This is a genomic window from Mucilaginibacter sp. KACC 22063 (genome assembly GCF_028736115.1).
Taxonomy (GTDB): Bacteria; Bacteroidota; Bacteroidia; order Sphingobacteriales; family Sphingobacteriaceae; genus Mucilaginibacter.
Window position 1 is genome coordinate 892,808 of the sequence record NZ_CP117877.1, and the last position, 24,381, is coordinate 917,188.

Annotated in this window: 22 protein-coding genes; 8 read left to right on the forward strand and 14 right to left on the reverse strand. The window is 37.9% G+C overall.

Going from position 1 to position 24,381, the window contains the following annotated elements; all coding sequences use genetic code 11:
• The first annotated feature begins 1 nt into the window (after position 1).
• Positions 2 to 1,108 (forward strand): signal peptidase I, encoded by a 1,107-nt coding sequence (gene lepB / locus PQ461_RS03915; RefSeq protein WP_274208336.1) that lies wholly within the window; start codon positions 2 to 4, stop codon positions 1,106 to 1,108.
• 284 nt (positions 1,109 to 1,392) lie between these two features.
• Here the strand turns inward: lepB and PQ461_RS03920 are convergent, their stop codons facing one another.
• From PQ461_RS03920 to PQ461_RS03950, 7 genes are all read right to left on the reverse strand, one after another.
• Positions 1,393 to 1,839 carry a DinB family protein gene (locus PQ461_RS03920; protein ID WP_274208337.1) on the reverse strand — a complete coding sequence of 149 codons (447 nt, stop codon included), beginning with the start codon at positions 1,837 to 1,839 and terminating at the stop codon, positions 1,393 to 1,395.
• A 25-nt stretch (positions 1,840 to 1,864) separates the two neighbouring features.
• A complete protein-coding gene (locus PQ461_RS03925; RefSeq protein ID WP_274208338.1) occupies positions 1,865 to 2,488 on the reverse strand; it encodes a class I SAM-dependent methyltransferase in 624 nt (207 codons plus the stop codon).
• Positions 2,489 to 2,490: 2 nt separating this feature from the next.
• Positions 2,491 to 3,378, reverse strand: a complete 888-nt coding sequence (locus PQ461_RS03930; protein ID WP_274208339.1) for a UbiA prenyltransferase family protein — start codon at positions 3,376 to 3,378, stop codon at positions 2,491 to 2,493.
• A 28-nt stretch (positions 3,379 to 3,406) separates the two neighbouring features.
• Positions 3,407 to 4,669 carry a metallophosphoesterase gene (locus PQ461_RS03935; protein WP_274208340.1) on the reverse strand — a complete coding sequence of 421 codons (1,263 nt, stop codon included), beginning with the start codon at positions 4,667 to 4,669 and terminating at the stop codon, positions 3,407 to 3,409.
• Between the two features lie 9 nt (positions 4,670 to 4,678).
• Entirely contained in the window at positions 4,679 to 6,175 is a 1,497-nt protein-coding gene (locus tag PQ461_RS03940) for a sigma 54-interacting transcriptional regulator (protein ID WP_274208341.1), read from the reverse strand.
• Positions 6,176 to 6,306: 131 nt separating this feature from the next.
• Positions 6,307 to 7,404 (reverse strand): vWA domain-containing protein, encoded by a 1,098-nt coding sequence (locus tag PQ461_RS03945; RefSeq protein ID WP_274208342.1) that lies wholly within the window; start codon positions 7,402 to 7,404, stop codon positions 6,307 to 6,309.
• A gap of 173 nt (positions 7,405 to 7,577) precedes the next feature.
• Positions 7,578 to 8,423 carry a carbohydrate kinase family protein gene (locus PQ461_RS03950; RefSeq protein ID WP_274208343.1) on the reverse strand — a complete coding sequence of 282 codons (846 nt, stop codon included), beginning with the start codon at positions 8,421 to 8,423 and terminating at the stop codon, positions 7,578 to 7,580.
• A 62-nt stretch (positions 8,424 to 8,485) separates the two neighbouring features.
• Here PQ461_RS03950 and PQ461_RS03955 point away from each other — a divergent pair, with 62 nt between their 5' ends.
• On the forward strand, positions 8,486 to 8,905 hold the full coding sequence (locus PQ461_RS03955; RefSeq protein ID WP_274208344.1) for a YybH family protein: 420 nt from the start codon (positions 8,486 to 8,488) through the stop codon (positions 8,903 to 8,905).
• A gap of 49 nt (positions 8,906 to 8,954) precedes the next feature.
• Here PQ461_RS03955 and PQ461_RS03960 read toward each other — a convergent pair whose 3' ends face one another.
• The 7 genes from PQ461_RS03960 to PQ461_RS03990 form a co-directional block, all read right to left on the reverse strand.
• Positions 8,955 to 9,836 carry a cupin-like domain-containing protein gene (locus tag PQ461_RS03960; RefSeq protein ID WP_274208345.1) on the reverse strand — a complete coding sequence of 294 codons (882 nt, stop codon included), beginning with the start codon at positions 9,834 to 9,836 and terminating at the stop codon, positions 8,955 to 8,957.
• Positions 9,837 to 9,981: 145 nt separating this feature from the next.
• Positions 9,982 to 10,866, reverse strand: a complete 885-nt coding sequence (locus tag PQ461_RS03965) for a cupin-like domain-containing protein (RefSeq protein ID WP_274208346.1) — start codon at positions 10,864 to 10,866, stop codon at positions 9,982 to 9,984.
• A gap of 143 nt (positions 10,867 to 11,009) precedes the next feature.
• On the reverse strand, positions 11,010 to 11,561 hold the full coding sequence (locus PQ461_RS03970) for a fasciclin domain-containing protein (RefSeq protein ID WP_274208347.1): 552 nt from the start codon (positions 11,559 to 11,561) through the stop codon (positions 11,010 to 11,012).
• Positions 11,562 to 11,746: 185 nt separating this feature from the next.
• The gene (gene hemW, locus PQ461_RS03975; protein ID WP_274208348.1) at positions 11,747 to 12,868 is read right to left on the reverse strand and encodes a radical SAM family heme chaperone HemW; all 1,122 of its coding nucleotides are present in this window, start codon (positions 12,866 to 12,868) and stop codon (positions 11,747 to 11,749) included.
• A 122-nt stretch (positions 12,869 to 12,990) separates the two neighbouring features.
• Complete coding sequence (locus PQ461_RS03980) at positions 12,991 to 14,400, reverse strand: cation:proton antiporter (protein WP_337993492.1); 1,410 nt, start codon at positions 14,398 to 14,400, stop codon at positions 12,991 to 12,993.
• A 68-nt stretch (positions 14,401 to 14,468) separates the two neighbouring features.
• Positions 14,469 to 16,892, reverse strand: coding sequence for an outer membrane beta-barrel family protein (locus PQ461_RS03985; protein WP_274208349.1), 2,424 nt, complete (start codon positions 16,890 to 16,892; stop codon positions 14,469 to 14,471).
• Between the two features lie 54 nt (positions 16,893 to 16,946).
• Positions 16,947 to 17,288, reverse strand: a complete 342-nt coding sequence (locus PQ461_RS03990; protein WP_274208350.1) for a DUF6249 domain-containing protein — start codon at positions 17,286 to 17,288, stop codon at positions 16,947 to 16,949.
• A gap of 98 nt (positions 17,289 to 17,386) precedes the next feature.
• On the opposite strand from PQ461_RS03990, the gene PQ461_RS03995 reads away from it, so the two are divergent.
• The 6 genes from PQ461_RS03995 to PQ461_RS04020 all read left to right on the forward strand — a co-directional run bounded on the left by PQ461_RS03995 (position 17,387) and on the right by PQ461_RS04020 (position 24,379).
• Positions 17,387 to 17,941 (forward strand): RNA polymerase sigma factor, encoded by a 555-nt coding sequence (locus PQ461_RS03995; RefSeq protein ID WP_274208351.1) that lies wholly within the window; start codon positions 17,387 to 17,389, stop codon positions 17,939 to 17,941.
• Positions 17,941 to 18,360, forward strand: coding sequence for a hypothetical protein (locus tag PQ461_RS04000; protein WP_274208352.1), 420 nt, complete (start codon positions 17,941 to 17,943; stop codon positions 18,358 to 18,360). The genes PQ461_RS03995 and PQ461_RS04000 overlap by 1 nt, the downstream gene beginning before the upstream one ends.
• 471 nt (positions 18,361 to 18,831) lie before the next feature.
• Complete coding sequence (locus PQ461_RS04005; protein ID WP_274208353.1) at positions 18,832 to 20,784, forward strand: S41 family peptidase; 1,953 nt, start codon at positions 18,832 to 18,834, stop codon at positions 20,782 to 20,784.
• A 55-nt stretch (positions 20,785 to 20,839) separates the two neighbouring features.
• On the forward strand, positions 20,840 to 21,046 hold the full coding sequence (locus PQ461_RS04010; protein WP_274208354.1) for a hypothetical protein: 207 nt from the start codon (positions 20,840 to 20,842) through the stop codon (positions 21,044 to 21,046).
• 178 nt (positions 21,047 to 21,224) lie between these two features.
• A complete protein-coding gene (locus PQ461_RS04015) occupies positions 21,225 to 22,577 on the forward strand; it encodes a radical SAM/SPASM domain-containing protein (protein WP_274208355.1) in 1,353 nt (450 codons plus the stop codon).
• Complete coding sequence (locus tag PQ461_RS04020; protein ID WP_274208356.1) at positions 22,571 to 24,379, forward strand: S8 family peptidase; 1,809 nt, start codon at positions 22,571 to 22,573, stop codon at positions 24,377 to 24,379. The genes PQ461_RS04015 and PQ461_RS04020 overlap by 7 nt, the downstream gene beginning before the upstream one ends.
• Positions 24,380 to 24,381 lie beyond the last annotated feature (2 nt).

Below are 24,381 nucleotides of genomic sequence, written 5' to 3' on the forward strand. Positions count from 1 at the left end.
GATGAACTGGAAATTTTGGAATAGAAAAAATAAAGAAGGCAAAAAGAAAAAAAGCGCTACCCGCGAATGGGTTGATGCCATTGTTTTTGCTGTAATTGCTGCTACGCTGATACGTACATTATTTATTGAGGCATATACCATACCTACCCCTTCAATGGAAAGCTCGTTACTGGTTGGCGACTTTCTTTTTGTGAGCAAGGTAAATTACGGTGCACGTACACCCATGACGCCCGTTGCTTTCCCTTTTGCGCATCATACCATGCCGTTAATTGGTACCAAAGCTTATTGGGATGGCATAAAATTGCCATACTACCGCTTGCCGGGACTAAGCGATGTGAAAAAGGGCGATGTAGTAGTGTTTAATTACCCCATGGAAGCCGACTCGCCATTTTACAGGCCGGTTGATAAGCGTGAAAATTATATTAAACGCTGCCAGGGCACACCAGGCGATACGCTAAGCCTTACAGATGCGCAGGTATATGTTAATGGCAAAGCTGCCATAACACCAGAAATGGGCGAAACTTCGTACATGGTACAAACCGATGGGTCTGAGATCAATCCACAGATAGTTACCGATCTGCACTTGTCAGATGTGCAGCAACTTACCAATACAGATTATATGATGAATATGACCAAGCAAGCCGCTGCCACGCTGAAATCATATTCAAATATTAAAGTGGTAAAGCCTAATAATTCAATTAAAGGGGTGTATGATCCGGAAGTTTTTCCGCATGATCCGCATTATCGCTGGAATGTAGATAACTACGGCCCAATCATTATCCCTAAAAAAGGCTGGACAGTTAAGCTGGATACTTTAACCCTGCCTATCTATCGCCGTGCCATTACCGTTTATGAAGGCAATAAGCTGGAAACAAAGGGTAATGATATATTTATTAACGGTACTAAAACCAATCAGTATACTTTTAAAATGAACTATTACTGGATGATGGGTGATAATCGGCATAATTCACTTGACTCCCGCTTTTGGGGCTTTGTACCCGAAGATCACATTGTGGGTAAAGCATTATTTATCTGGATGAGCTGGGACGACAATGCGTCATTCCTGCATAAGATCCGCTGGAGCAGAATTTTCAGGGGAATACATTAAAAAGAATCAAGAGACAAGATACACTACACAAGAAAGCCGCAAATATTATTTGCGGCTTTCTTGTGTAATAGACCTGCTGATTAGGTTCGTCTCTTATTACAATTATAAGAGTGATCTTATTGAGCACATTAACACACCCCTCCCTACGCGCGGCCACAACGCAAGAGGGGAGTTTAATTAGCTAATACTAATATATCTTAAACATATCCATCCATGCCGTCATCCCCGAATTTATTTCGGGATCCCACGAGTAGGTTTACAAATAACATAGTTTACATTTATATTTAATTATCCAACAACCGCCTGTGATAATTAACCTGCCCTAAATGGTAGCTCAGATGCGTAGCCAAATGAGTTAGAAAATATTCTGTAGATACTTTCTGATCGTTAATCAACTGAGGGTATTCCGCTGTAATCTGTTCTTCGGTAATGTTGCTTAAAACAGTGCCAATCATGCTTATTGTACTTTCCAGTTTACTAATCAGCTCTTGCCTCGGGATGTACTTTAAAGAGAACTCCTCCGGCCGGTTTCGTATATAACCGGTATTGCCAAGTACGGCACCAATGTAAGTGTTCAGGTTGCCAACTAAGTGAAGGGTCAGGTTTCCCGCAGAGTTAGGTATAGCTTTATCTACTATCCAGATGTTACCTTCATTGCTGTATAACTCAAGTTCTTCTTTTAGTTTCTCAAGGTCCCTGATAAAAAGTGTTTTTAAGGTGTCTGTAAGCATAGGTAAATAAATTAATGTTTGAAGATCAATTGCCTTTTTTGAAAACGCCTGAAACTATGAAATCTCCATAAAATGTTTCTTTATATATTTCCTGATAGCCATGTTGCTTAAAAAAAGCCAGTGTATCCGGAATCTGCCGGCCTTCAACAGCCCTGAATAGTTTGAAAAAACCATACATCATTTTCGACATCGGTTTATGCCACCATCGTCCCGCTATCTGGAAATCAGTAAACAACCATAACCCGCCGGGCTTAAGCGCTTTATCCATCAGCTTAAACATAAGGGGCAGTTGCTGCGGTGTGAAATTATCAAACAGAAACGGAGTAATAATTATATCAAAAGGCTCGGTGATATTAACCCTTTCAATAGCATCGGTAATAAATACCACTTTATTATCTGCCACGTTCCGTTTTTTAGAAAGCCGGTTCATTTGTGAAGATACCTCCACATATGTAATCAGCAAACCGGACAGATGTACCTTGCCAATTTCTTCAAGTATCCAACCTGTTCCGCCGCCCACAATTAATATATCACTGTGGGCGGGTATGGTTTTAAGTAAGGCAATTTGTGCCTGTTTTATGGTTTGCCCAAAAACTACTTTCGACAGCGAATCATAAAACCAGGCGGTATGGTCGTAGTTGGAGGGCATGTTTATATATATTTAGCAGCAATGTTAAAGCCCATCAAAAATACGTACTGCAGAATGAGAACACCATCAAGGTAAAAGAAATAGTAGTATTCATTTTTCTCCCATTTTGATTTAAAAATGAGCCATCCTGTAAGTATGGCTACTATGGTCAGCGCAAAAAAATCAAGGCTAAAACCATTGTCGCGGAACATGAACATCAGCACCACATAGCCTGCCAGTAAGATCTGACAAAACAGGTACGCATTTTTTTCGCCCCAGGCTACCGCAATTGTTTTGAGGTTGTTTTTACGGTCCTGAAACAGATCGCGGATATCAAACGGCACAGTCAATGCACCGATAAATAAAAAGCGTTTGGCTATAAGTATGGTGGTGTCCCGCATGGATATGGTTGTGGTATGTGCGTCAAGCGCTTCCAGTACTGGTAGCAGAACACAGCTGAGTGTCCATACCAATGTGATTAAAAATGGCTTTAAGCCAGGGATATGCCTCAGCCCGAATTTCTGTTCGCCTACTCTAAACAGTGGTAGCCCGTAACCGAATGAAAGTACAGACATAAACACCAATAGTAGTTTAGACTGCAGCGACATGAAAAAGAACAGCGGTACAAGCATGAGTAATGCTACAATGGTAAAGCTTACCATTAGCCTGTAACGTGCAAAGAACCAATGCACACGTACGTAAGGTGAAAGTTCGGGGTGCTTTGGCTTGGGGAATAATATACTGAAGTTGTATAAGCCCAATGTAGATACAAACAGCAGGCTTAATACCGCATAGTCGGGCTTTGAGCCTATTAAATGAAAAGTAACCAAACCTTGCGCCACGGCACATAAGGCCATAAATATATTGCTGAACAGCAAAAAATCAAAGGCGGGCTTCAGGAGTTTCTTCATTCAATAGGGCAGGTCCCGGTCAAAAAGCTTACGCAGGTTGCGCCGAGGACTTTAATTCAAATATCGTAATCTCCGGTAATATTCCAACCCGACCAGGGTACCCTAAAAATCCATAACCAACATTTACATATAGCTGTTGCTTGCCTTCCTGGTAAAGGCCAGCCCACTCTTTGTAAATATATTCAATAGGGCTCCATTGAAATTCTTTGGTACGGATACCTGCCTGCATACCATGCGTATGGCCGGAGAACATAACATCAATTTGCGGATAGCCAGGTAATACCTTGGCTCGCCAGTGTGACGGATCGTGTGACAGCAACAGTTTTACAGGAAGATCGTCTGTGTTTTTGGTTGCCAGGTCAAGCCGGCCGCGTTTAGGGAAACGGCTGATCAGTCCCCAGTTTTCAACGCCTAAAATGCCAATTTCTTCGCCTTCTACTTTCAAACGTCGGTTTTCGTTTAATAGTAAGTCCCAGCCCAGGCGTTTATGCGTATCCATCAGGTCCTGATGATTTTTTTGCTTGGCTGCTTCATTAGGCCACCAAGAGTAATCGCCATAATCATGGTTTCCTAAAGAAGAATAAACACCTAACGGTGCTTTTATCTTGCCGAATATGTCCTGATAGTCGCGCATTTCGGTTGCCAGATCGTTTACGAGATCACCGGTGAAGAAAATGAAATCAGGCTTCTCGCGCATGAGCAGGTCAACACCGCCTGCAACTGCTTTCTTGTTGTAAAAGCTGCCTGAGTGTACGTCAGAAATCTGTCCAAGTTTAATGCCATCAAACTTTTTAGGCAGGTTGGGCAGGTATAGCGTTTGGCGGATTACCTTGTAATCATATACACCATCTATAATACCCCAGGTTAGCGCGCCTACCGGTAAAGCACCTGCAAGCAGGCCCGCCTTTACCAAAAATTCAGAACGGGATATATCAGTTGGGTTTGCGGGCTTCAACTTCCCACTTTCATCAGGTTGCTTTTTTGTAAGCGCCCATTTACCAGTTCTGCGTAAATCGTCAATAAAAAGGAATACAAGTACAATGGCTTTGCCTATTAGCAATAAAAAGAAGCTAAGCAATATAGCCGCCCTTATTCCCATGCCCAGCTTAAAAAATATGCTGAGGAACATGCCTACAATCAGTGCAACGGATACCGTCCAGTAGGTTTTTGTAAACCATTTGGTATGCAAAAAGCGCCACTTTACGGCGCTTTTTAAACCTTTGATAATATATAGATCAGCTAATAAAAGAAGTGCTGAAATAAAAACAAGAGTGATCGTCTGTCGCGTCATTGCGCAAATTTAGTAACGATCATCCTCAAAATCATCATCTTCTTCCAGATTAAATAAGCTGTCGAACATATCTGAAAATGCGAAGCCTTTATCCAGGTAACCTTTATTCAGTTGAGAAAACTCGGCAAGGCCATGAAGTATAAATTCCATCAGCAACAACTGCTGATTTTCTACCAAGCGAGGGTGGAACTGTTTAACCAGTTCTTTAAGTCCGGTAACTGAGTTTAAGGCCTTTTTATATTCTTCTAAAGAAAGGTCGTCAATTAGAGACAAGGTATTGCCCTCGCTAAACCAGCTGATCACACTTTCATAAGGGTTGCCTTTTTTAGATTTTTTAGCCTTTTCAGGATCAGGGAAATATTGCAGCAGTAAAGTTTTAACTGCTTTACCTACAAGGATGTTGGCCACTTTGGCAGGGCCTTCCAGCTCACCTTCATAAACTAGCTCAATCTTACCGGTAATAGCAGGGATAACACCTAAAAAGTCAGAGATACGCACAAACGTATTTTTCTCACCGTTAATCAGCATGCGGCGTTCGGCATTGCTGATCAGGTTTTCATAAGCTGAGATGGTTAAACGCGCAGATACACCTGATTTTTTATCGATATATTCTGAGTCGCGCGCTTCAAAGGCAATTTGCTCAATTAAATCTTTCACCAGGCCATCTGCTTCTACTTTCTCGCGTTGCTCTGCGGTAAGCTGTGCTTCCTGCTGAGTAATACGGCGTGAAATATCCAGTGAACGTGGATAGTGTGTTAGTATCTGGCTTTCGATACGGTCTTTCAACGGTGTTACAATTGAACCGCGATTGGTATAATCTTCAGGGTTGGCTGTAAACACAAATTGTATGTCTAAAGGCAATCGCAATTTAAAACCACGGATCTGGATATCTTTTTCCTGAAGGATATTAAATAAAGATACCTGTATACGTGCCTGCAAATCCGGAAGCTCATTGATCACAAATATGCCACGGTGCGCACGCGGGATTAATCCGAAATGGATTACGCGTTCATCGGCATAAGTTAATTTTAAAGTAGCTGCCTTGATAGGATCAACGTCACCAATCAAATCGGCAACGGTCACATCAGGTGTGGCCAGTTTTTCAGTGTAGCGTTCACTGCGATGAACCCATGCAATAGGCGTATCATCGCCTTTAGTAGCTATATCATTACGCCCAAACCATGAAATCGGTTCCAGCGGATCATCAAAAATTTCTGAACCAGCAATGTATGGTATATACTCATCAAGCAGGTTAACCAGCAAACGGGCAATACGTGTTTTAGCCTGTCCGCGTAGCCCTAACAATAACGTGTTATGACGCGACAAGATAGCAGTTTGCAGGTCGGGGATAACGGTATCCTCGTAACCGATAATGCCTTCAAAACCGTCATCTTTATTTTGAAGCTGCTTAATCAGGTTTTCTCTTAGTTCTTCTTTAACCGAACGGCTGCGATAATCAGTTTTTTTTAGCTCGCCGAGGGTTTTAATATTTAATATTTTGCTCATTAGTTCTTAGCTCTAGTCCGAAAGTCCGTAAGACCGAACGTGATTATTTATGTTTTATAAATGCCCTAAAGTGGGCTTTGTTATCAAGGCAACTTCCGGACTTCCCGACTCGCGGACTTCCGGACTGATACCTATCTTACTGTTTTTCTGCGGTTTTTGATATAATCTTCAAAAATGTATTCGCCTAAACCGGTTAGCGAGCTGTAAAACGCACGGCCGCCATTAGTTTCTGTAAACTTGCGTACAAACTGTTGCAGGTAAGGGTCGCGGGCAATCATAAAGGTAGTGATCGGTATTTTTAACCTTTTGCATTGCGCGGCCATATTCAGCGTCTTGTTAACCACCTTACGGTCCAGCCCTATACTATTCTTATAGTATTTAGTACCTTCCTTTAGACAGGTAGGCTTACCATCGGTGATCATAAAAATTTGTTTGTTGTGCGTTTTACGGCGGCGTAACATATCAGTAGCCAACTCTAATCCTGCATACGTATTCGTGTGGTAAGGTCCAACCTGTAAGTACGGCAGATCTTTTAAACTAATAGGCCAGGCATCATTTCCGAACACAACGATATCCAGTGTATCTTTAGGATATTTAGTTTTGATTAATTCAGCCAGTGCCATTGCCACTTTTTTAGCAGGGGTGATACGGTCTTCACCATACAGGATCATAGAGTGGGAAATGTCAATCATCAACACGGTTGAAGTAAGTGTTTTATAATCCATTTCCTCTACTTCCAGGTCGCGTTCGGTCATTTTGAAATCCCCGATACCGTGGTTGATCTGGGCATTGTGGATAGACTGTGTAATATCGATCTGATCCAGGCTGTCGCCAAATTCAAACTCGCGGCGTTCGGCATTTTTCTCATCACCCTGGCCAGACTGTGGCGAACGGTGATTGCCCCGGCCCGACTTTTTCAGCTTGCCGAAAATTTCATCCAATGCCGACTGGCGAATGCCTTGTTCTGCTTTGGCTGTGATATTAAATTGTCCGCTTTGATTATCTTCTGTCAGGTAGCCTTTTTGCTTTAGATCGTCAATGAAATCGCCCATGCCGTATTCATCATTAGTGATGTTATACTGCTTGTCAAGTTCATTCATCCATGCTAAAGCTTCGCCCGCATCACCTGATGTGTAGTTCAGTAATTCGAGGAATAATTTTAATAATTCGTCGAATCCGCCCTTAGGGACTTCGTTGGGCACATATTTGGAAAACCCAAATCCTCGCATGTTTTGCCTTTCTTATAAGTAAAGTAACGGATAAAATATCTGAAAAGTTTAATTAAACGACTTCCAGTTGTATGATACTTTAAATAATGACTGTGTCGTGATTGTAGGTAATAGTTAATAGATCATAGTTAATTGTGGCACCCCTATATCTATTAGCCATCAACCATTTGCCCTTAATACGTTGGTGTCGCTCCGCGTTTGCCTGCCACAAATGCGCCTATTTTGCAGGCATTCTCTAAAACCGTTTGCGGATTAACATTATCTACCATGCCTTTAATTAAAGTTGCGAAAAAAGCATCACCAGCACCTACGGTGTCAACTACTTCAACAGGCACGCCATCATGCTCATAAAATTTGTTGTTGTGCAATAACAGCGCTCCCTTATCGCCACGGGTTACGCAAATGGTTTCGGCGTGGTATGATTTCTGAAAAAGCACGATCTTTTGTTTCAGATCGTCATGGTTTGTGCCGATCAGCAGGTCGGCCTCATCCTCATTCATCTTGATCAGCTTTGCCTTGGCTGCAAGCGTTTGTATGGTGCTTAATTCATAATGCGGTGCGCGCAGGTTAACGTCGAATGCAGTTAGCGCGGTAGTTTCGTCGAGCATGTCGAAAAGCGTTTGCCTGGTTATCTGTCCGCGGCAAGCCAGGCTGCCGAATATGACAGCTGATGCCTGTTTAGCTGCAGAGATCAAATGATCTTCAGGTTGTATGTTATCCCATGATACCGGTTCCGGTATAATATAGGTAGCATGCTGGTTGGCATCTAACTGAACAGTTACTTCGCAGGTTGGTAGATTATCATCGTGTTGTATCAGCGATGAATGCAAACCATGCGTATGCAAGAAGTCGTCAAGCTCATGCCCCGATTGGTCTGTACCTATACGGCTTGCAAAATGGACATTTGCTCCCTGCTGTTTTAAATGCCAGGCAACATTCATGGGTGCACCACCTGCAATTTTTTCATTGCCGAAAGTATCCCATAATACTTCGCCAAAGCATAATATTTTTTTTGTCATAGTTAGTTTCGTAACTGCTAAGCTAAAAGGTTTTGAGCGATAAAATGTTTACTTTTAGAATTATGAAGAAACTTTTACTTAGCTGCCTGATGATGTTATTTACCTGTGTGTTGTTTGCGCAGGATAAGCAAGCCATTGCCAAAGTAATGGATGGCCAGCGCCAGGCGTGGAACCGCGGCGATATCGATGCTTTTATGCAAAGCTACTGGAAATCGGATTCACTGGCATTTATTGGTAAAACCGGACCGGTTTATGGCTGGCAAACTACTTTAGAGAACTACAAAAAACATTATCCTGATAAGGCCGCAATGGGAACCTTAACTTTCAAGATCATTAAGATAGATGTTTTAGATAAAAATAATGCCTTTGTAATAGGCGGCTGGAATTTAAAACGCGCCAAAAAACCTATAGGCGGCTATTATACCTTACTGTTCAGGAAAATCAACGGCCAATGGAAAATCGTAGTTGATCACACTTCCTGATGGTGGAAACGTATGGTAACTTGAGCTGACGATAATCTTTATTAAATTATTATTTAGGCCTGCCTGCTGCAAAAGCTTTGTTAGCCCGTTTAATAGCTACTTTTTCGCGGTATTTCGCATAATTAGCCTTTAATGCCATTTTCATCAGGCTATCTAATCCTCCTTTTACAGCAAGATTGTAAATGCTGGCTGCCTTGCGGCTTAGTGATGCATCCCATGCGCGCAGGCTTAAAGAAAAAGAACCATCCAGGTACTTCATCCAGTGCCAGTAACCGGTAGGCATAAACAAGGTATCTCCGTGCTCTAAAATTACTTCCTGGCCCTCAACGCCGTTTAAGGCAGGGAATTGCTCAAAGTCGGGATTTAGTACGTCATAATCTTCAAGTGCGTACGTCGCATTAGGTAAGCAGTATAGCCTGTCTTTCCATTTATTTTCAAATAAGATTACATGCTTGCGCCCACCAAAATGCGTATGGAAAATATGGGGAAGGTCTATATCATAATGCAAAAACGTAACCGAGTTTGACCCACCGAAAAACATTGCAGGCATACTTTCTATAAAGCCGCCCATGAGGCTTTTAGGTACTACAATATCATTCAAAAGCTCGGGGGCCTGCTTAAATATATTAAAGAAAAATATCCTTAGTTCGGTAGGCTGCGATTTTATAAGATCAATATATTCATCAAAGGGCATATGCGCTGCTGCTGCATTAATTGGCTTTGACGGATCAGCCTTTGCATTATCATACAATGGTACTTCCTTGTTGCCAACGGTTTGTTTTAGGTAATCAGCAGTCCACTTTTCGCGTGCAGGCCAATCATGGGTTAGCCCTTTAATTACCAGCGGGCGACGGGGTTTTAAATAATTAGCGGCAAAATCTTGTTGGCTAATGGTATCAACCGTATCAACGGCACTTAGAATAAAACTCATATAACTTCAGATGTTCCGTTAATGAGGTTAAAGCGTTTATTTAAATTTAACTTAATACCCGGAAGTTTAAAGTTAACGCAATAATTTAACATGTAGCATAATGGTGAGATTATATTTCTGTTAACATCAAAAGGTTACAAACAAATTACTTACCGGGTTCGCCGTTTGCAAGGGCTTTGTTAGCGCGTTTAACGGCGAGTTTTTCCTTCCAGTCCATGTATTGTTTCTTGAATTTCTTTTTCAGGAAACTATCAAAGTTACGCTGTATAGTTAGGTTGTACAGGCTTTTTGCTTTAACAGCCCATGATTTATCCCATGCACGAAGTGAGATTGAGAAAGAACCATCAAGATATTTCATCCAGTGCCAGTATCCTGTAGGCATAAATAAAGTATCACCATGCTCAAGAATAGCTTCCTGGCCTTCGATACCGTCTAAAGCCGGAAATTTGCTGAAATCCGGGTTCTCTATATCATAGTCTTCCAATGCGTAAGTGGCAAAGGGGATACAGTATAAACGTTCGCGCCATTTATACTCAAACAGCATCACATGCTTACGGCCGTTAAAATGGGTATGGAAGATGTGTGCCAGGTCTATATCATAGTGCAAAAATGTAACTGAGCCAGCACCACCGAAAAACATGTTAGGGTATTTGTCCAAAAAGCCGCCCATTAGATCTTTAGGCGAGCGATAGTCATCTAATAGGCTTGGCGCATGTTTTATAGGGTCAAATAAAAATATCCGAAGATCGGTTGGTTCTTTTTGAATAAGATCGATATAATCGCCAAATTTCATTTCTGCAGCCGAGGCATTGATCGCCTTTGATGGATCGGCTTTTGAGCTATCATAGAGAGGAACAATCTGGTCGCCTACCACTTCCTTTAAATATTCGAAAGTCCATTTTTGTAAAGCAGGCCAGGTTTCGGTAGCCTTGCGTATTACCAATGGTTTTCGCGGAATTAAATAATTGTTAATGAAATCTTCTTTGCTGATATGATCAACTCTGTCGATTTGCGATAGTATCAAACCCATGTTCACAAATGATTAACAGGCAAATTTAGCTAAAACAAGGTTTCGGCACTTAAATTTATTTTTTATTACTGTACTATAACAAAAAAGCCTAACGATGTTTATCGTCAGGCTTCAATTTAAATATATACTAACTTAATATTAAATTAGTTTGGCATTAATACAGTGTTAACAACGTGTATTACACCATTACTTTGAAATACGTCGGCAATGGTTACCCATGATTTGCCGCCTTTTTCATCAACAAGGTAAAGTTTTTTGCCTTGCAACATGGCCCAAAGCTTGCCACCGCTAACGGTTGATAGTTCTGCTTTACCATTACCTGCTTTAACTTTAGCCATAAGGTCTGCAGCGCTTAAGCGACCTGCTACCACATGGTAGGTTAAAATTTTAGTAAGCGTGGCTTTGTTTTCTGGTTTAAGCAGGGTTGCAACTGTGCCTTGTGGTAATTTGTCAAAGGCCTCGTTGGTTGGTGCAAAAACAGTGAAAGGGCCTGGGCCTTCTAATGTTTCCACTAAGCCAGCTGCTTTAACTGCAGCAACAAGGGTAGTATGGTCTTTAGAGTTTACTGCATTTTCTACAATGTTTTTAGTTGGATACATTGCTGCTCCACCAACCATTTTGGTTTTCTGAGCGTAAGTTTTAGGGGCAATTGCTAAAGCTACTAAAGCAAACACCGCAACAAATAAATTTTTCATGTTTATAAAGTTTATTTTAACCCAATTACGGGATGAAAAACTATACGGATTGTTTATTGCAGTGTATTTCGCAGTAGTTTTTAGAGTGAGAAATACGAAAACCAAACGCGCTTTTTTGTAGTATATATGCGCCTGTGAAAGAATTTATATTATTGATAATTAGGTAATTAATATGATTTGTCTTTCTAAAAGAACAGATCTGCAGCCACCTGGTCGGCGTATAATTGACCTTCCCTGGTAAGGGTTATGATATTATTTTCAAGTTTAATAAGCCCTTTCTCTAACGGCTCTTCGGCTTCTTTCAATAAATCATCGGATGATCCTTTTGCAATGACGTTAAGCTTTTCAAGATCAAGCCCCCACATAGTACGCAATGAGGTCATGATGTACTCGTTTAATCGGTCGGTTTCTGTAAGCACTTCTGTTTCTGCGGGTACTTTGCCTAAGCCAATCTCTTTCATATAAACCGCATTATTGGCTAAGTCCCATTGCCTTGTTTCTCCGTTAAAGGAGTGTGCGGATGGCCCTATGCCCAGGTATTTTACACCCCGCCAGTAATTAGTGTTATGCCGCGAATGGTGTCCCGGCAATGCATAATTAGAGATTTCGTAATGCTCAAAGCCGTGTTGTTGCATAGCATCAGCCAATTGCAAAAACTGTTCGGCGCTTTGCTGATCGTTAAGTGGGGGATAATACTTTTTCCTGATGAATGCTGCAAGCGCGGTTTTCGGTTCAACCGTCATGCTGTAAGCAGATACGTGCGGTATCTGCAGGTTAAAAACCGTATCCATGTTATGCTTCCACTTTGCATCGGTAAGCAGGGGATAGCCAAATATCAGGTCGACGGTAATATTCTCAAACCCGGCATCCTGCGCGCGCTTTACGGAGGCTTCGGCTTCATTTGCCCGGTGTGCGCGGTTCATCCAGATCAAATCGTCATCAAAAAACGACTGTATGCCAATGCTAAAGCGGTTGACAGCAGTTTGTTTTAAAGCACTAACCTTTGCTGTATTTAGATCATCCGGGTTTGCTTCTAAGGTCACTTCTGCACCGGATTCGATATGGAAGAATTTACCGATCTGATCTATGATCTGATTGATTTCTTTGATATCCAGCAAGGAAGGGGTACCTCCGCCAAAATATATAGTGCTAATACTTTCCTGGCCTAAATAATCTTTTTGCAAGGCTATCTCGGCTATCAAAGCAGCAATCATCTCGTCTTTATACTTTAAAGAAGTACTGAAATGGAAGTCGCAATAATGGCAAGCCTGTTTGCAAAAGGGGATATGAATGTAAATTCCGGCCATGGACGCAAAGGTCGTAAATATTTACACCGTTTATAGCGCATGGCTATACTTTATAAATCCGTAGCCCCGGTGCCCTGGTTTATAAATTGAAATTATTTGGTAAAACTAAAACCGAAGTTTGTTCAGCTCTTTTTTTCCGGCATTAACCTATTAATTAGATCAAGTATAGGGCCGGTCATAAAGGTTGTAAATAATGCCATGATCACAAGCATGGAAAACATGGTAGACGATAAAATATGAAGGTCATAACCTATATTTAATACAACCAGCTCAACTAAGCCACGTGTATTCATTAGTGCGCCAATTATTAAGCTATCCTTCCATGATTGCCCTACAAAACGCGCTGTAAATGCACTTCCTAAAAACTTGCCAATAAAAGCAACGATAATGATAATGGTGGTTACTTCCCACAAGGGCAAAGAGTTTAAGAGATTGATATGTGTTTTTAACCCGGTAAATACAAAAAATAATGGCAGTAATAATACAAGTGCTATATCTTCTATTTTGTAAATGAAATTTTTCCTGAAACTTGCATCACTTGGCATAATAATTCCGGCCATAAAGGCGCCAAAGAGCGCATGGATCCCTATTATTTCAGTAACGTAAGATGATAATATCAATAATATAAAAAATATGGCGATCATAGGCTTATTGAGTGTTTCCGAGTTTTTCATCTTATCACCTGCTTTTGATAATAAGGGGCCAATAACTTTAATCATAATTAAAACATAGCATAAGGCCATAATTAAGGTTATAGTTAAACTTATAATAGAACCGGTTTTAACTATTGCTATAACGGCTGCAAGCATACACCAGGCTGTAACATCATCAGCAGCAGCGCATGTAATAACCAGTGTGCCAATTGGTGTTTTCGAAAGTCCTCGTTGGTGAACTATTCTGGCCAATACAGGAAAAGCAGTTATGCTCATGGCAATCCCTATAAATAAGGAAAATGAAATAAAACTGATACCTGCCGGAGCGTAGTTTGCATATAAATAATAAGCGAGTACCAGCCCCAGGCCGAAAGGAATTAGAATACTTGCATGGCTTATGACTACTGCATTTTGTGATTTGCTTTTTAATAATTTGAAATCCAGTTCCATGCCGATAACAAACATGAAGAGTATGAGTCCAATCTGACTCAGATATTGTAAGTTATTTAAGGATGATAACGGGAAAATGAAAGAGAAAACCTTTGGAAAATATATGCCTAAAAAAGAAGGTCCAAGAAATATGCCTGCAATGATTTCTCCAATTACGGTTGGTTGCCCCATCTTATTGCATAAAAATCCGAAAAACCTTGCCGTTACCAGGATCATTAATATCTGAAGTAAAATGACAGGTAATGGCCGGTCAATATTATCTCTTAGAATAGACCGGATCTCTGTCCAATGATCATTAGCAAGCCGGGGTACATTTATTTTAATTTGTGAAGATTGTAATAGGGTACCCTGTTGTATTACCCAGTATGAAGAAATTATAAAAACTGTGAATAATAGCAGATAAAATAAATAAACAGCAGATTTCTTCATTGAATTAGGCAGGTTGATTAATTGTGAGATACATTCATATCGTAACTAAAGTAAGTTAAAAATAGTAACTACCGTACTTCTGTATTTTTATCTCTCTTCTTAATGTCATCATTATTAATGCCCCTGCGGTTCCTTTTAACTTCTTTGTTTAATTTGCCAAAATGATAGTAAAAACCGAAACCAATAGTTCTGTATGGATTAACAGATACGTTCCGGTTATAAAATGTTGGGTCTTTTACATAACTTATAGCATCTCTGTTTTTTTGTAAGATATTATTTATGTAAAAGAACACGGTTACTTTTCTTTTTAGGATGTCTTTAGTGGTATTGATCGAAGTGAAAAAGTAATCATTGGATTTCCCTTGTAGCAATACATTTGAGCTATACCATGCACCGTTTAGCCCGGTACGCCACGTATCTGTAACTTGATAGCCAAGTTCAGAAAAACCGAATCCTTGTATTCCACTGTTTTGGTATAGGTTGTTGTTGAAATACCCTTTAAGCTTAACATAAGACACCTCACCGTTTATGCTAAAGCGTAACTTTTTAGTTAAAGGATAATTGAAACTGGCGTTACCTCTTACCACTTTATTACTTCCAATATTTTGATAAGTTGTATAGGTGATCGAATCTTGTAGTTTAGTTACATTTTGAATAGTATTATTGGCAAACGAGTAACTTAAAGTCAAATTGAATGAACCTTTACCGTATTTGCTAAAACCGAAGTCAATATTATGGTTCATTACAGGCCTTAAATTCGGATTTCCTGTATAAACAAATCTCGGATTTTGAAGATTGGTAAACGGATTTAATTCATAAATACCAGGTCTTTCAATGCGATTTGTAAATCCAATGTTAAGATTGACGTTGTTTTTCAGTTTTCTTAGTATGGAAATTGATGGAATTACATTGTTATAATTTTGAGTTAAGGTTGTATTGTTTGATAAAAAATTTGCATTTACAGACGTTTGTTCGACACGGATACCTGCTTTAAATCCCCAATCGTTTAGATTTAATTGGTAAGAGTTATACATGCTATAAACGTTTTGCTCATATTTAAAATGATTTGAATTTTGCAGATTGTTAATATAATTATTTAGTGAGTCAAGTGTTTGCGTGTCAAAATCACTGGTGTTATTTCTTAGAATTGCTTTGAGACCGCCTTCTATGTTTAATTTCTTTAGTGGATGAAAATAATCTAATTGGAGCGTGTTTTCTTTTGTGCCAGCATTGTTTTGCTGATTGTAACCTGGCTGGTTAAAATTGAATATATCATTAAAGCTAACGCTGTTTTTATTATTTGTAGGGCTTGTAGAATACTTGTAAGATGCGGTTAAGATCTGGTCCTTATTTTTTTTAAATCCCAGCTGATAATTAAGCGTAAAGTCTGTGCTGCGATATTTTGATTCTGTGCTGTTGCTTTGCTGATAGGACTGAATCAAATCGTTATTGCTATTAAAAAACAGAGACGTTAAATTACTGTTGAATTTATTTTTTCCATTTGAGTAGTCAATTATCCCTGTTATCAAATTCAAGCTATCTATCTCATAACTTAACTCAAAGGATGAATACATACTACGCCCATTAGTTACCTGGTCACCTGCTTGTGTGAAAAGCGATTGCTGTGGACTAAATGTTTGCAAGGTATTAGTTGAATTCCCACGTCTATCAATCTGATCCTTAGCTCCGGTATTGAGCAGGAGCCCTAATTTCCCCTCTTTTAAAGTTAATGATACTCCAGCTGCAGGTCCGTTAACTGTATTCTCATGTAAATTAACACTGGCATTATAACCTTGGTCAATTTGTTTTTTAAGGATAATATTTATAATCCCGGTTAATCCTTCTGCGTCATATTTTGAAGGTGGTGTTGTTATTACTTCTATCCTTTTGATGTTACTTGATTGCATAGTTCTTAATACATCAGATGGATTGTTTGCAAAAAGGGAAGACGTTCTGCCGTTGATCAGTATTTTGAATTTGGTATTACCCTTGAACAGAATGTTATTGTTTGCGTCGATGCTGATAAATGGAACCTTACGAAACATGTCTAAAACATTGAGTATCTTATTTTCAGGGTCATTCTGGACATTATAGTTTATTCGGTCAACTTCCTGAGTAATCACAGGTTTGACACTAATTACAGATACCTCTTTTAGTTGATTGTTTAAGGGGGATAACTTTATAGTGCCAAGGTCTGTTTGTTTATTACTTTTAAATAACAGCGTCTTTTTGTTGTATCCGATAAATGTAAAAGACAATACATAATCCTTATCTATATCGGCACGAATGTTAAATGAACCGTTACTGGTACTTAAAGTGTTAATTGATTGCTTCGAGGCAGAATCTGTTAACAACACCGTGGCATAAGGTAAAGGCTTATTGGTAACCGAATCAACAAGAAAGCCCTTAATGGTGTGGTTCCCTGATTTATTTTGTGCATTAACAATTAGGCACGACAATAAACAAGCAAGCAATAAATAAATTTTTTTCATAGCATGTGATAAGTTAGGTAGGTAAAACTGGTGATGTGGTTTATTGCTTTATACTCAGTTTTTCATTTCTTTCTTGGAGATATAGTAGTAAGTAATAAAACCTGCGGATAAGAAAGCCATTTCTATACCATACGGCAGTGTTGAGTCTGATTTGTAAGGAATATAGTTGAGTAGGATTAAACCAACCGCACCAAAAAAAAGAATTATACCCCATTTTAAAGTGTCAAACTGAAAATTGGTAAAGGAGTTGCTGAATGCTTTAGCGGTAGACTCATCTATTAAGCCCGATTTAATCATCCGGGTTTTTATCCTGTAATTTAATACAGCTACAATTAGTGTGGTTATCGCTACAACAATTACTGTAAACATTATAGCCACTGCAAAATTTTGTTCCATATTTTTAACGATTTGCTACATTAGACAAGAAGTTGTTTTTAAATGTTGCAGTTAATTTTTTGCAACATTTAAAAACAACTTCTTGTCTAATCGCCTGAATGGAAAACGAGAAAGAGTTAATTTCACGAATTATAAATCAAGATGTTAAAGCCTTTAAAATCCTGGTAATTCAGCATGAAAAACTCGTGGTGTTCATTATAAGCAGAATTATTCAAAATAATGAAGATGTTAAAGATTTATCTCAGGAGGTATTTATAAAGGTTTATAGCAATATAAGCCAGTTTAAATTTGAGTCAAAGCTCTCTACCTGGATAGCCCGTATTGCTTACTTCACTGCTATTAATTATGTGAAAAAGGTTTCGGGGAAAAGAGGTTTAACAGATGATATTTCAAATTTTGAAAACTTACATCAAACAGAAGAAAATCCTGAAACTTTATTATTGAAAAAAAATCAGTCAAACTTTATTCAACAAGAGATAAATAAATTACCTGTAAACTATCGTACTGTTTTAACACTCTACCATCTGAATGAGTTTAGTTATCAAGAGATATATGAAATTACAGGTATGCCTGAAGGGACAGTTAAAAACTATTTGTTCAGGGCACGAAAACAGATAAAGGATCAATTAGAAACGTATTTAAATAAATTATAATGAGCAAAGATTTTGAAGAGGATATTCAACAATATGTAGAAAACTCATTAAAGGCAAATCAAAAAAATGATGGAACTTTTGATAAGCACGCTGTAGAATTATATTCCGAATTGTTCAACGGATTGTCTGCTGAACCAATGGTTCTTGATTTCAATTTGGCCGATGATTTGGCAAAACTGGTATTAGCCAGGCAGGCAAGAAAAAATATAGTTAGTTATTATGTATCAGTTTCATTAATTATATTAAGCGGGGGAGGCGTTTTTTTTGCAGCATTATCATTTATAAATAATTCATTGTTAATGCAGATTTTTCTATCTGTCAAGGTTCATGCTTTAAATCTGATATTCATCATTATTTGTATTGTTTTGATCCAAGCAGCAGATAAGCATTTATTAAGGAAAGGTGATTTATCAATTTAACTCAATCAGCCTGTTTGCATTATTCAGATACTGAAGTTCCCATAACTTAGTATTTATAATATATTATTCCATATGCCTGAATAGGAATAGGATGATACTGCTGTAAGGTGTATTATAATGGTATTTAGTATGCCTTTGGAGGTTCTATAGCCGTTTTAGGTTTTCTTCTCATAAATGGCAAGCAGAAGATCTTTGTTTTGCAGATATTAGAGTTTATAGCCGGTCATTTCATAATAGTAAATCAATAATTTCTTGAGCGGATATTTTTAAATCAACCCGATAGCTTTTTAAGTAAAAATCATATATCGGGTTTTTTTTATGGTAATTCATTAAAAAATAATTGCCTGAAAATTAATCATTTAATTAATATTTAGCGTATTTGCTAAATATTATTAGGTATTTAAATTTTAAATACAGTACCTTTAGTTATATACTCTAACAGAGATATATACCACCTTTACCTTATGAACAATGACCCTAAATTCCAAAAAGTTTTTTCTTTGCACGGCTTTTTCATTGTTATTTCTTAACGCCTTTGCGCAATGGGAAATATTCACAAAAAAGTTTGAAAAAAAGGTAATCTATGATGTTTTATCAGCTTATCGCCCAGCTGAGTTTACTGGTGGTTATACTTTTTTTGGCCCAACCGCAACTTTAAATGAAAATATTGTATCTAAAGGTCTTGAGCTTGGCGATAAAGAGGTAACTAAACCCGCTACCGGTGTTTTACAAAAAGCATTTTTGTTAAAAAATATACCTGTTGTAAATATTAAAACAGATGCTGTTTACTTAAACATCTGTACAGATAATATAAAGGCTTATAATATATCTATAGAAGATAAAACCGGGCATAAATATAATAAGGAGTATACAATAGCTGATGATGGTTATCAAGTACCTGTACAAAATCTTCTTTCAGATTTCCGTAAGCTATCTACGGATGAAATTAAGAGTTTCCCCAATTCTGATTATTTACAATTTGAGAAACTTACGTTTACATTAACTAAGAGAGATGCTAAACGCAGCGCAAAATTCACGATCGGAGAGTGTGCATTTTTAAAAGATTCGGTGATGGATGTTCCTGCCAGGGGGTACTTCTTTTACCAGGTAACAGGAAATGATCAAAATAAGGCAAATAACTATACTACTGACAATGTTGGAAACTCATATCCAATATTAAGTTTTACCATATTTCGTGATTTAAATTCACAGGCATTTAGTTTCATTCCTAAAACCAAAGAAGATGATAAGCTAAAAGATCAGACGCTACAGCTTATAAAATTCATCATAAGTAAGTATCCGTACTACAATGAAAGACGAATAAATAAAGACCAGATAGATCATTGTTTGGATAGCGTCATTTCGTCAAAGCATGGGTTTAATCAAAAGCTCGCATATATTGACAGCCTTGTTAATAATTTCTCTGACGGACACTTTTATTTTGAAAAAAAACAGATCCCGGTTTTATCAGGGCCTGTATTTATTAAAGAAATCGGCGGAGAGCTATTAATTACAGGAGTTTTAGATCCGAAACTAAAAGAACAATTAAATCTGGGTGCTATAGTTACAAAGGTTGACAATGTACCGGTTAATAAATTGATTGACTCATTAATGCGCTTGCGCCATTATGGACAATCTACAGATCGCCGTAACCAGGTGATATCAAGGCTGCTTTATAAAACAGTTTCAGACTCTACGCTTATTACTGTAACTGATCAGGGTAAAGAAAAAAGTGCGAAGTGGTTTTACAATAAAAAAGTAGTTATTCCATCTAATTTCAAACCGGTTGATCAGGATTTCAAAATCTACAATAACTGGGCTTATTACAGATTGAACGTATGGGGCGCAGGAGATTGGATTACCTTTTACAATCACAGAGATCAACTGAAAAAAAGTAAAGGGGTAATTTTTGATTTAAGAGGGAATAGTGGTGGTTTAGAAGTAGAGGCTTACAAAATATTTTCTTGCTTTTTAGAAAGATCGACAACTGTTACGCATAGTATGTATGCTTTTGATGATTCAAAATCAGTTCATGGTTCAAATATAGCTCTGCCAAATGCCTATCTCAACCTTTCAAAAAAGCCTGTTATAATTTTAATAGATAATAAAACGGCTTGTGCATCAGAGATTTTTATCAGCGTTATGAAGAATAACTGTCATGCGTTAATAGTAGGCAATGAACGTACATCAGGGGCTTATGCAAGTGGTGAATATTTTTATTTGCCTTATAACATTGTTTTTAAAACCAATGTGCTTAATAAATTTTACCCACCGGGAGAAGAAAATAGTATAGAGTTTAAAGGCCTTGAACCTGATGTATATGTTCCTTTTTATAGTTATAAGGATTTATATCCCTATGAAGATAAAGTGATGCAGATGGCGCTTAGGATAGCCGAAGCAGGTCAAAAGGCCACTTACCCTTGATATATCATGCATGTATATATATAATTAATTATTTAACCCTTAAATTTTAAAAATCATGAACGAGCAAAAAAAAGTACGCGAGTTGATCAAACCACAAAGAGTTGATCAAAATGAGTTGAATGGTGGTTTAAATCAAAGCCTGGTAGTACCATATTGTGGTAGTGGTTATTCATCTGGACAAACTACAAGTTGTGCTTCTGGCTATTCTAGCAATGCATGGTGTGTAAGCACCCCTACACCAGAAGATGACGTGCTATTTTAGAAATTAAATCGAAGTCATTACAGAAAGCTCTGTAATGACTTCTTAGCTTGTACTTACTACCTGTCACAAATTTAAATCAATTAGCATGCTTCCGGATCTTAAACTCAGCTATTACAATTTCGCCATCCCATACCCGTCGAGAAATATTTATATCATATATAACTCATTCTCAAATGCCATGATAGAGCTTGATTGGGAAACAGGATTAATGCTTTCAAAGCTCAATAGCATGGAAATTCATTATTTGGATACCAATGTGATTGATACGTTGATTTATAACGGAATGATCATATCCAAAAACATTGATGAATTTGATGCCGTGGCTGAAAGGGCAAATTCAAACAGAGAGATATGTGAGCAGTCGGACACTCTTTTTATGGTCATATCACCAACAAATACCTGCAACATGAATTGTCCGTACTGTTATCAGGGTGATAAGACCCCTACAAATTCTGATACCAAATATCTCGGTGAAGAAAATATGGAGGCTTTAAAGAAAATGATTGCAAAGGTAGTTTATGAACCGCACGCAACGCCAATAACTAAAATAAGGATAGAGTGGTTTGGTGGGGAGCCTTTGATCAGAAAAAAAGTAATTGAAGAGTTCTCTGATTTTGTTATCAACCTGGCAACAGCGAATAATATCGATTATAGAGCCAGTATTATAACAAATGGTACGTTACTGGATGCCAAAACCTATGAGATCCTTGAAAAATGCAAAGTTGAAAACATCCAAATAACAATAGATGGAAGTAAAAAAATGCATGACTCTTTGAGATTTTATATTAGTGGGAAAGGTACCTATGATAAGATTATGGAAAATCTTGCTTTAATGCCGCCTGATAAATTTAAAGTTACCATCCGTATTAATGGTGATAAGGCAGTTTTTGATAATCTGGATGAAATGTTCAACGATTTTGAAGAGAACGGGCTTTGGCCACAGCGTGCAAACGAAATTAATTATGAGTGGGCGCCCAAGTTTTACAATTTCCTGGGTTATAACCAGGATAAGGATGTTTATTATACCAGTTATCAATACCAAAAGTCAAAAGAAGATTTTGCCCTTTTGAAGTTGAAAAAGTACAACGAATGGGCCAATAAAAATGGGTTTAAAAACAAAAAGCTGAGGGTGGCTTATCCAAGTTTTGCAGAGTTTTATTGCGGAACAGTTGAAAGCCCTAACTCCATATCTGTAGATGACGGAGGATATCTTCATAAATGCTATAATACCATTAACGATAAAAGTCATAGAACGCAGCATGTTACCGATTTTGATCCGTATGGGTCGGGGATGGATCATTATAAAAAGTTTGATAAGACTAAAGCAGCAGATTGTAGGACTTGCAAAGTTTTACCAATATGTGAGGAAAGTTGTAACATGCGTTTTGTCTCAAACGCAGAAAGTAAAGTTTGCTCTGGGTGGAAATATTTTATGGATGAAAGGATTGTTGCTATTTATGAACAAAGCTTTTCTACAGATGAAACCGAAAAAATTATAGCATCCCGTACTGGTAGTGTTGAAACATGCTGAAGGTTGGTATCATAGATAGTGGAATTAATACTTCTGAATTAGAATATAATGGATACCCACCTACAGGGATCTGCATTTCAAAAGATAATGCAGGCAATCTTATATATTCTGATGAAGATCTTAATGATTACCTTAATCATGGTACTGTTTGCGCTAAAATAATTTACTCGTATTTAAGAGACACAGAATTATTTATTGTTAAAATTTTTGATAAGGCTCCGTTTGCAGACGAGGAGATTTTAACACAAGCTATTAAAAGGTGCCTTGACGAAAAAGTTGACGCTATTAACGTAAGCCTGGGCATACAATCAGAAGTAATTAGTGATGAATTAATAAATGCCTGTGATATGGCATATAGCATGAATATTCCCATTGTTGCGGCTAGCCATAATGATAATAAAGTTTCTTTTCCTGCCTATTATCCAAAGGTTTTGGGGGTTGGAGATTGGGAAAACTCATATGCTAATAAATTAAAATATATAAAAGGTTCTCCGATTGATTTTTTCATAAATGGAGAATTTGACATGGGTAACATGCACTTTCATGGAAGTAGTTTTGCCTGTCCTAAAATAACCGGAGAAGTTTTAAATATTCTTCACAAAAATGGAAAGCTCAGCATAGAAGAGATCAAGAAGAAGTTAATAAAACAAGCTGAAAAAGGCTCTTTATCGAAGTTGTTTATCCGTAAGGAATATGCCTATCAAACCATGTCTGAGTTTGATAAAGAAAACCTGCTATGGCTTGATAATAAATATTTTCATAAGGAATTAAAATTTAAGCCGATCTCAAGTCTTTTGGTTGTGCCGCTGTATGGCAGGAATTTTAAATTTCTTGAAAAAGTTGACCTTGATTATTTAAATAATACATTTTCCATATTACAGCACGAAGAAAGTTTTGAGCAATACCATATCCCTAAATGCCTTTCAAACAAACAGGAGTGGCAAATATTTGATACCGTAGCATTTGGCCATATTAATAGTAAGATTAGCCTGTATAATGAGAGAGATATTATAGATGAGATAAAGGAATTGGTAAAAAGCGGAAAAAATTTCATGGTGTTTGACGATACTACATTTGATGTATTGTCTGCTATCAAAAAGGAATTAGCAGCAAGTATTGAAATTTACTACCCTGAAATCAATAGAAAAACATTGAATGACTTTGAGAAATTCAAGTACCTGCAGTCATTCAAAACACCACTCATTTCAGTTGTTGGAGTCGGTATACAAGAGGTGGTTTCTGTTCAATGTTATATATATAAGATATTAAAAAGCGCAGGCTATGCAGTGGAGTATATAGCACCTGTTCCAGAAGGGGAACTTACCGGAGCATGTTTCTCTTACCCGCTTATGCATACCAATATGGTAGACTTAAAGTCAGATCAAAAAGTAAGATTTTTAAAATACCTGCTTAAAGCAATCCAAGCCTTTAAAAGCCCTGATATTGTGATCACCGGTAGTGTAACAAGTGTAATTCCTAATACTATTAATTCAAATGGGAATTGGGGTGAGCTGATTGATTTTTTGTGCGGGACCCAACCAGATGGTTTAATTGTATCAGTTTATGCAACTGATACCTATGAAGCTATTATAAATAATATAAAAGTGATAAAGTGCTATACCCAAGCCCAGGTTTTATGCATTTTATTTATGGAGAGGTGTGACAATATTTCGTCTGAACAAATGGAGGCGCTGAAAGAAGAAACCGGATGCTTATTGTTTTTTGATGATCCTGAAATCGATCTTAAAATAAAAGAAGAAGTGGTTGAATTTTTTACCACGGAAAGTAATGTTTTGATGTAGTT

Bases quoted from the DNA above. Each gene is read 5' to 3' on its own strand.
- lepB (WP_274208336.1), top strand. From the start codon at position 2: ATGAACTGGAAATTTTGGAATAGAAAAAATAAAGAAGGCAAAAAGAAA.
- PQ461_RS03920 (WP_274208337.1), bottom strand. From the start codon at position 1,839: ATGCTTACAGACACCTTAAAAACACTTTTTATCAGGGACCTTGAGAAA.
- PQ461_RS03925 (WP_274208338.1), bottom strand. From the start codon at position 2,488: ATGCCCTCCAACTACGACCATACCGCCTGGTTTTATGATTCGCTGTCG.
- PQ461_RS03930 (WP_274208339.1), bottom strand. From the start codon at position 3,378: ATGAAGAAACTCCTGAAGCCCGCCTTTGATTTTTTGCTGTTCAGCAAT.
- PQ461_RS03935 (WP_274208340.1), bottom strand. From the start codon at position 4,669: ATGACGCGACAGACGATCACTCTTGTTTTTATTTCAGCACTTCTTTTA.
- PQ461_RS03940 (WP_274208341.1), bottom strand. From the start codon at position 6,175: ATGAGCAAAATATTAAATATTAAAACCCTCGGCGAGCTAAAAAAAACT.
- PQ461_RS03945 (WP_274208342.1), bottom strand. From the start codon at position 7,404: ATGCGAGGATTTGGGTTTTCCAAATATGTGCCCAACGAAGTCCCTAAG.
- PQ461_RS03950 (WP_274208343.1), bottom strand. From the start codon at position 8,423: ATGACAAAAAAAATATTATGCTTTGGCGAAGTATTATGGGATACTTTC.
- PQ461_RS03955 (WP_274208344.1), top strand. From the start codon at position 8,486: ATGAAGAAACTTTTACTTAGCTGCCTGATGATGTTATTTACCTGTGTG.
- PQ461_RS03960 (WP_274208345.1), bottom strand. From the start codon at position 9,836: ATGAGTTTTATTCTAAGTGCCGTTGATACGGTTGATACCATTAGCCAA.
- PQ461_RS03965 (WP_274208346.1), bottom strand. From the start codon at position 10,866: ATGGGTTTGATACTATCGCAAATCGACAGAGTTGATCATATCAGCAAA.
- PQ461_RS03970 (WP_274208347.1), bottom strand. From the start codon at position 11,561: ATGAAAAATTTATTTGTTGCGGTGTTTGCTTTAGTAGCTTTAGCAATT.
- hemW (WP_274208348.1), bottom strand. From the start codon at position 12,868: ATGGCCGGAATTTACATTCATATCCCCTTTTGCAAACAGGCTTGCCAT.
- PQ461_RS03980 (WP_337993492.1), bottom strand. From the start codon at position 14,400: ATGAAGAAATCTGCTGTTTATTTATTTTATCTGCTATTATTCACAGTT.
- PQ461_RS03985 (WP_274208349.1), bottom strand. From the start codon at position 16,892: ATGAAAAAAATTTATTTATTGCTTGCTTGTTTATTGTCGTGCCTAATT.
- PQ461_RS03990 (WP_274208350.1), bottom strand. From the start codon at position 17,288: ATGGAACAAAATTTTGCAGTGGCTATAATGTTTACAGTAATTGTTGTA.
- PQ461_RS03995 (WP_274208351.1), top strand. From the start codon at position 17,387: ATGGAAAACGAGAAAGAGTTAATTTCACGAATTATAAATCAAGATGTT.
- PQ461_RS04000 (WP_274208352.1), top strand. From the start codon at position 17,941: ATGAGCAAAGATTTTGAAGAGGATATTCAACAATATGTAGAAAACTCA.
- PQ461_RS04005 (WP_274208353.1), top strand. From the start codon at position 18,832: ATGACCCTAAATTCCAAAAAGTTTTTTCTTTGCACGGCTTTTTCATTG.
- PQ461_RS04010 (WP_274208354.1), top strand. From the start codon at position 20,840: ATGAACGAGCAAAAAAAAGTACGCGAGTTGATCAAACCACAAAGAGTT.
- PQ461_RS04015 (WP_274208355.1), top strand. From the start codon at position 21,225: ATGATAGAGCTTGATTGGGAAACAGGATTAATGCTTTCAAAGCTCAAT.
- PQ461_RS04020 (WP_274208356.1), top strand. From the start codon at position 22,571: ATGCTGAAGGTTGGTATCATAGATAGTGGAATTAATACTTCTGAATTA.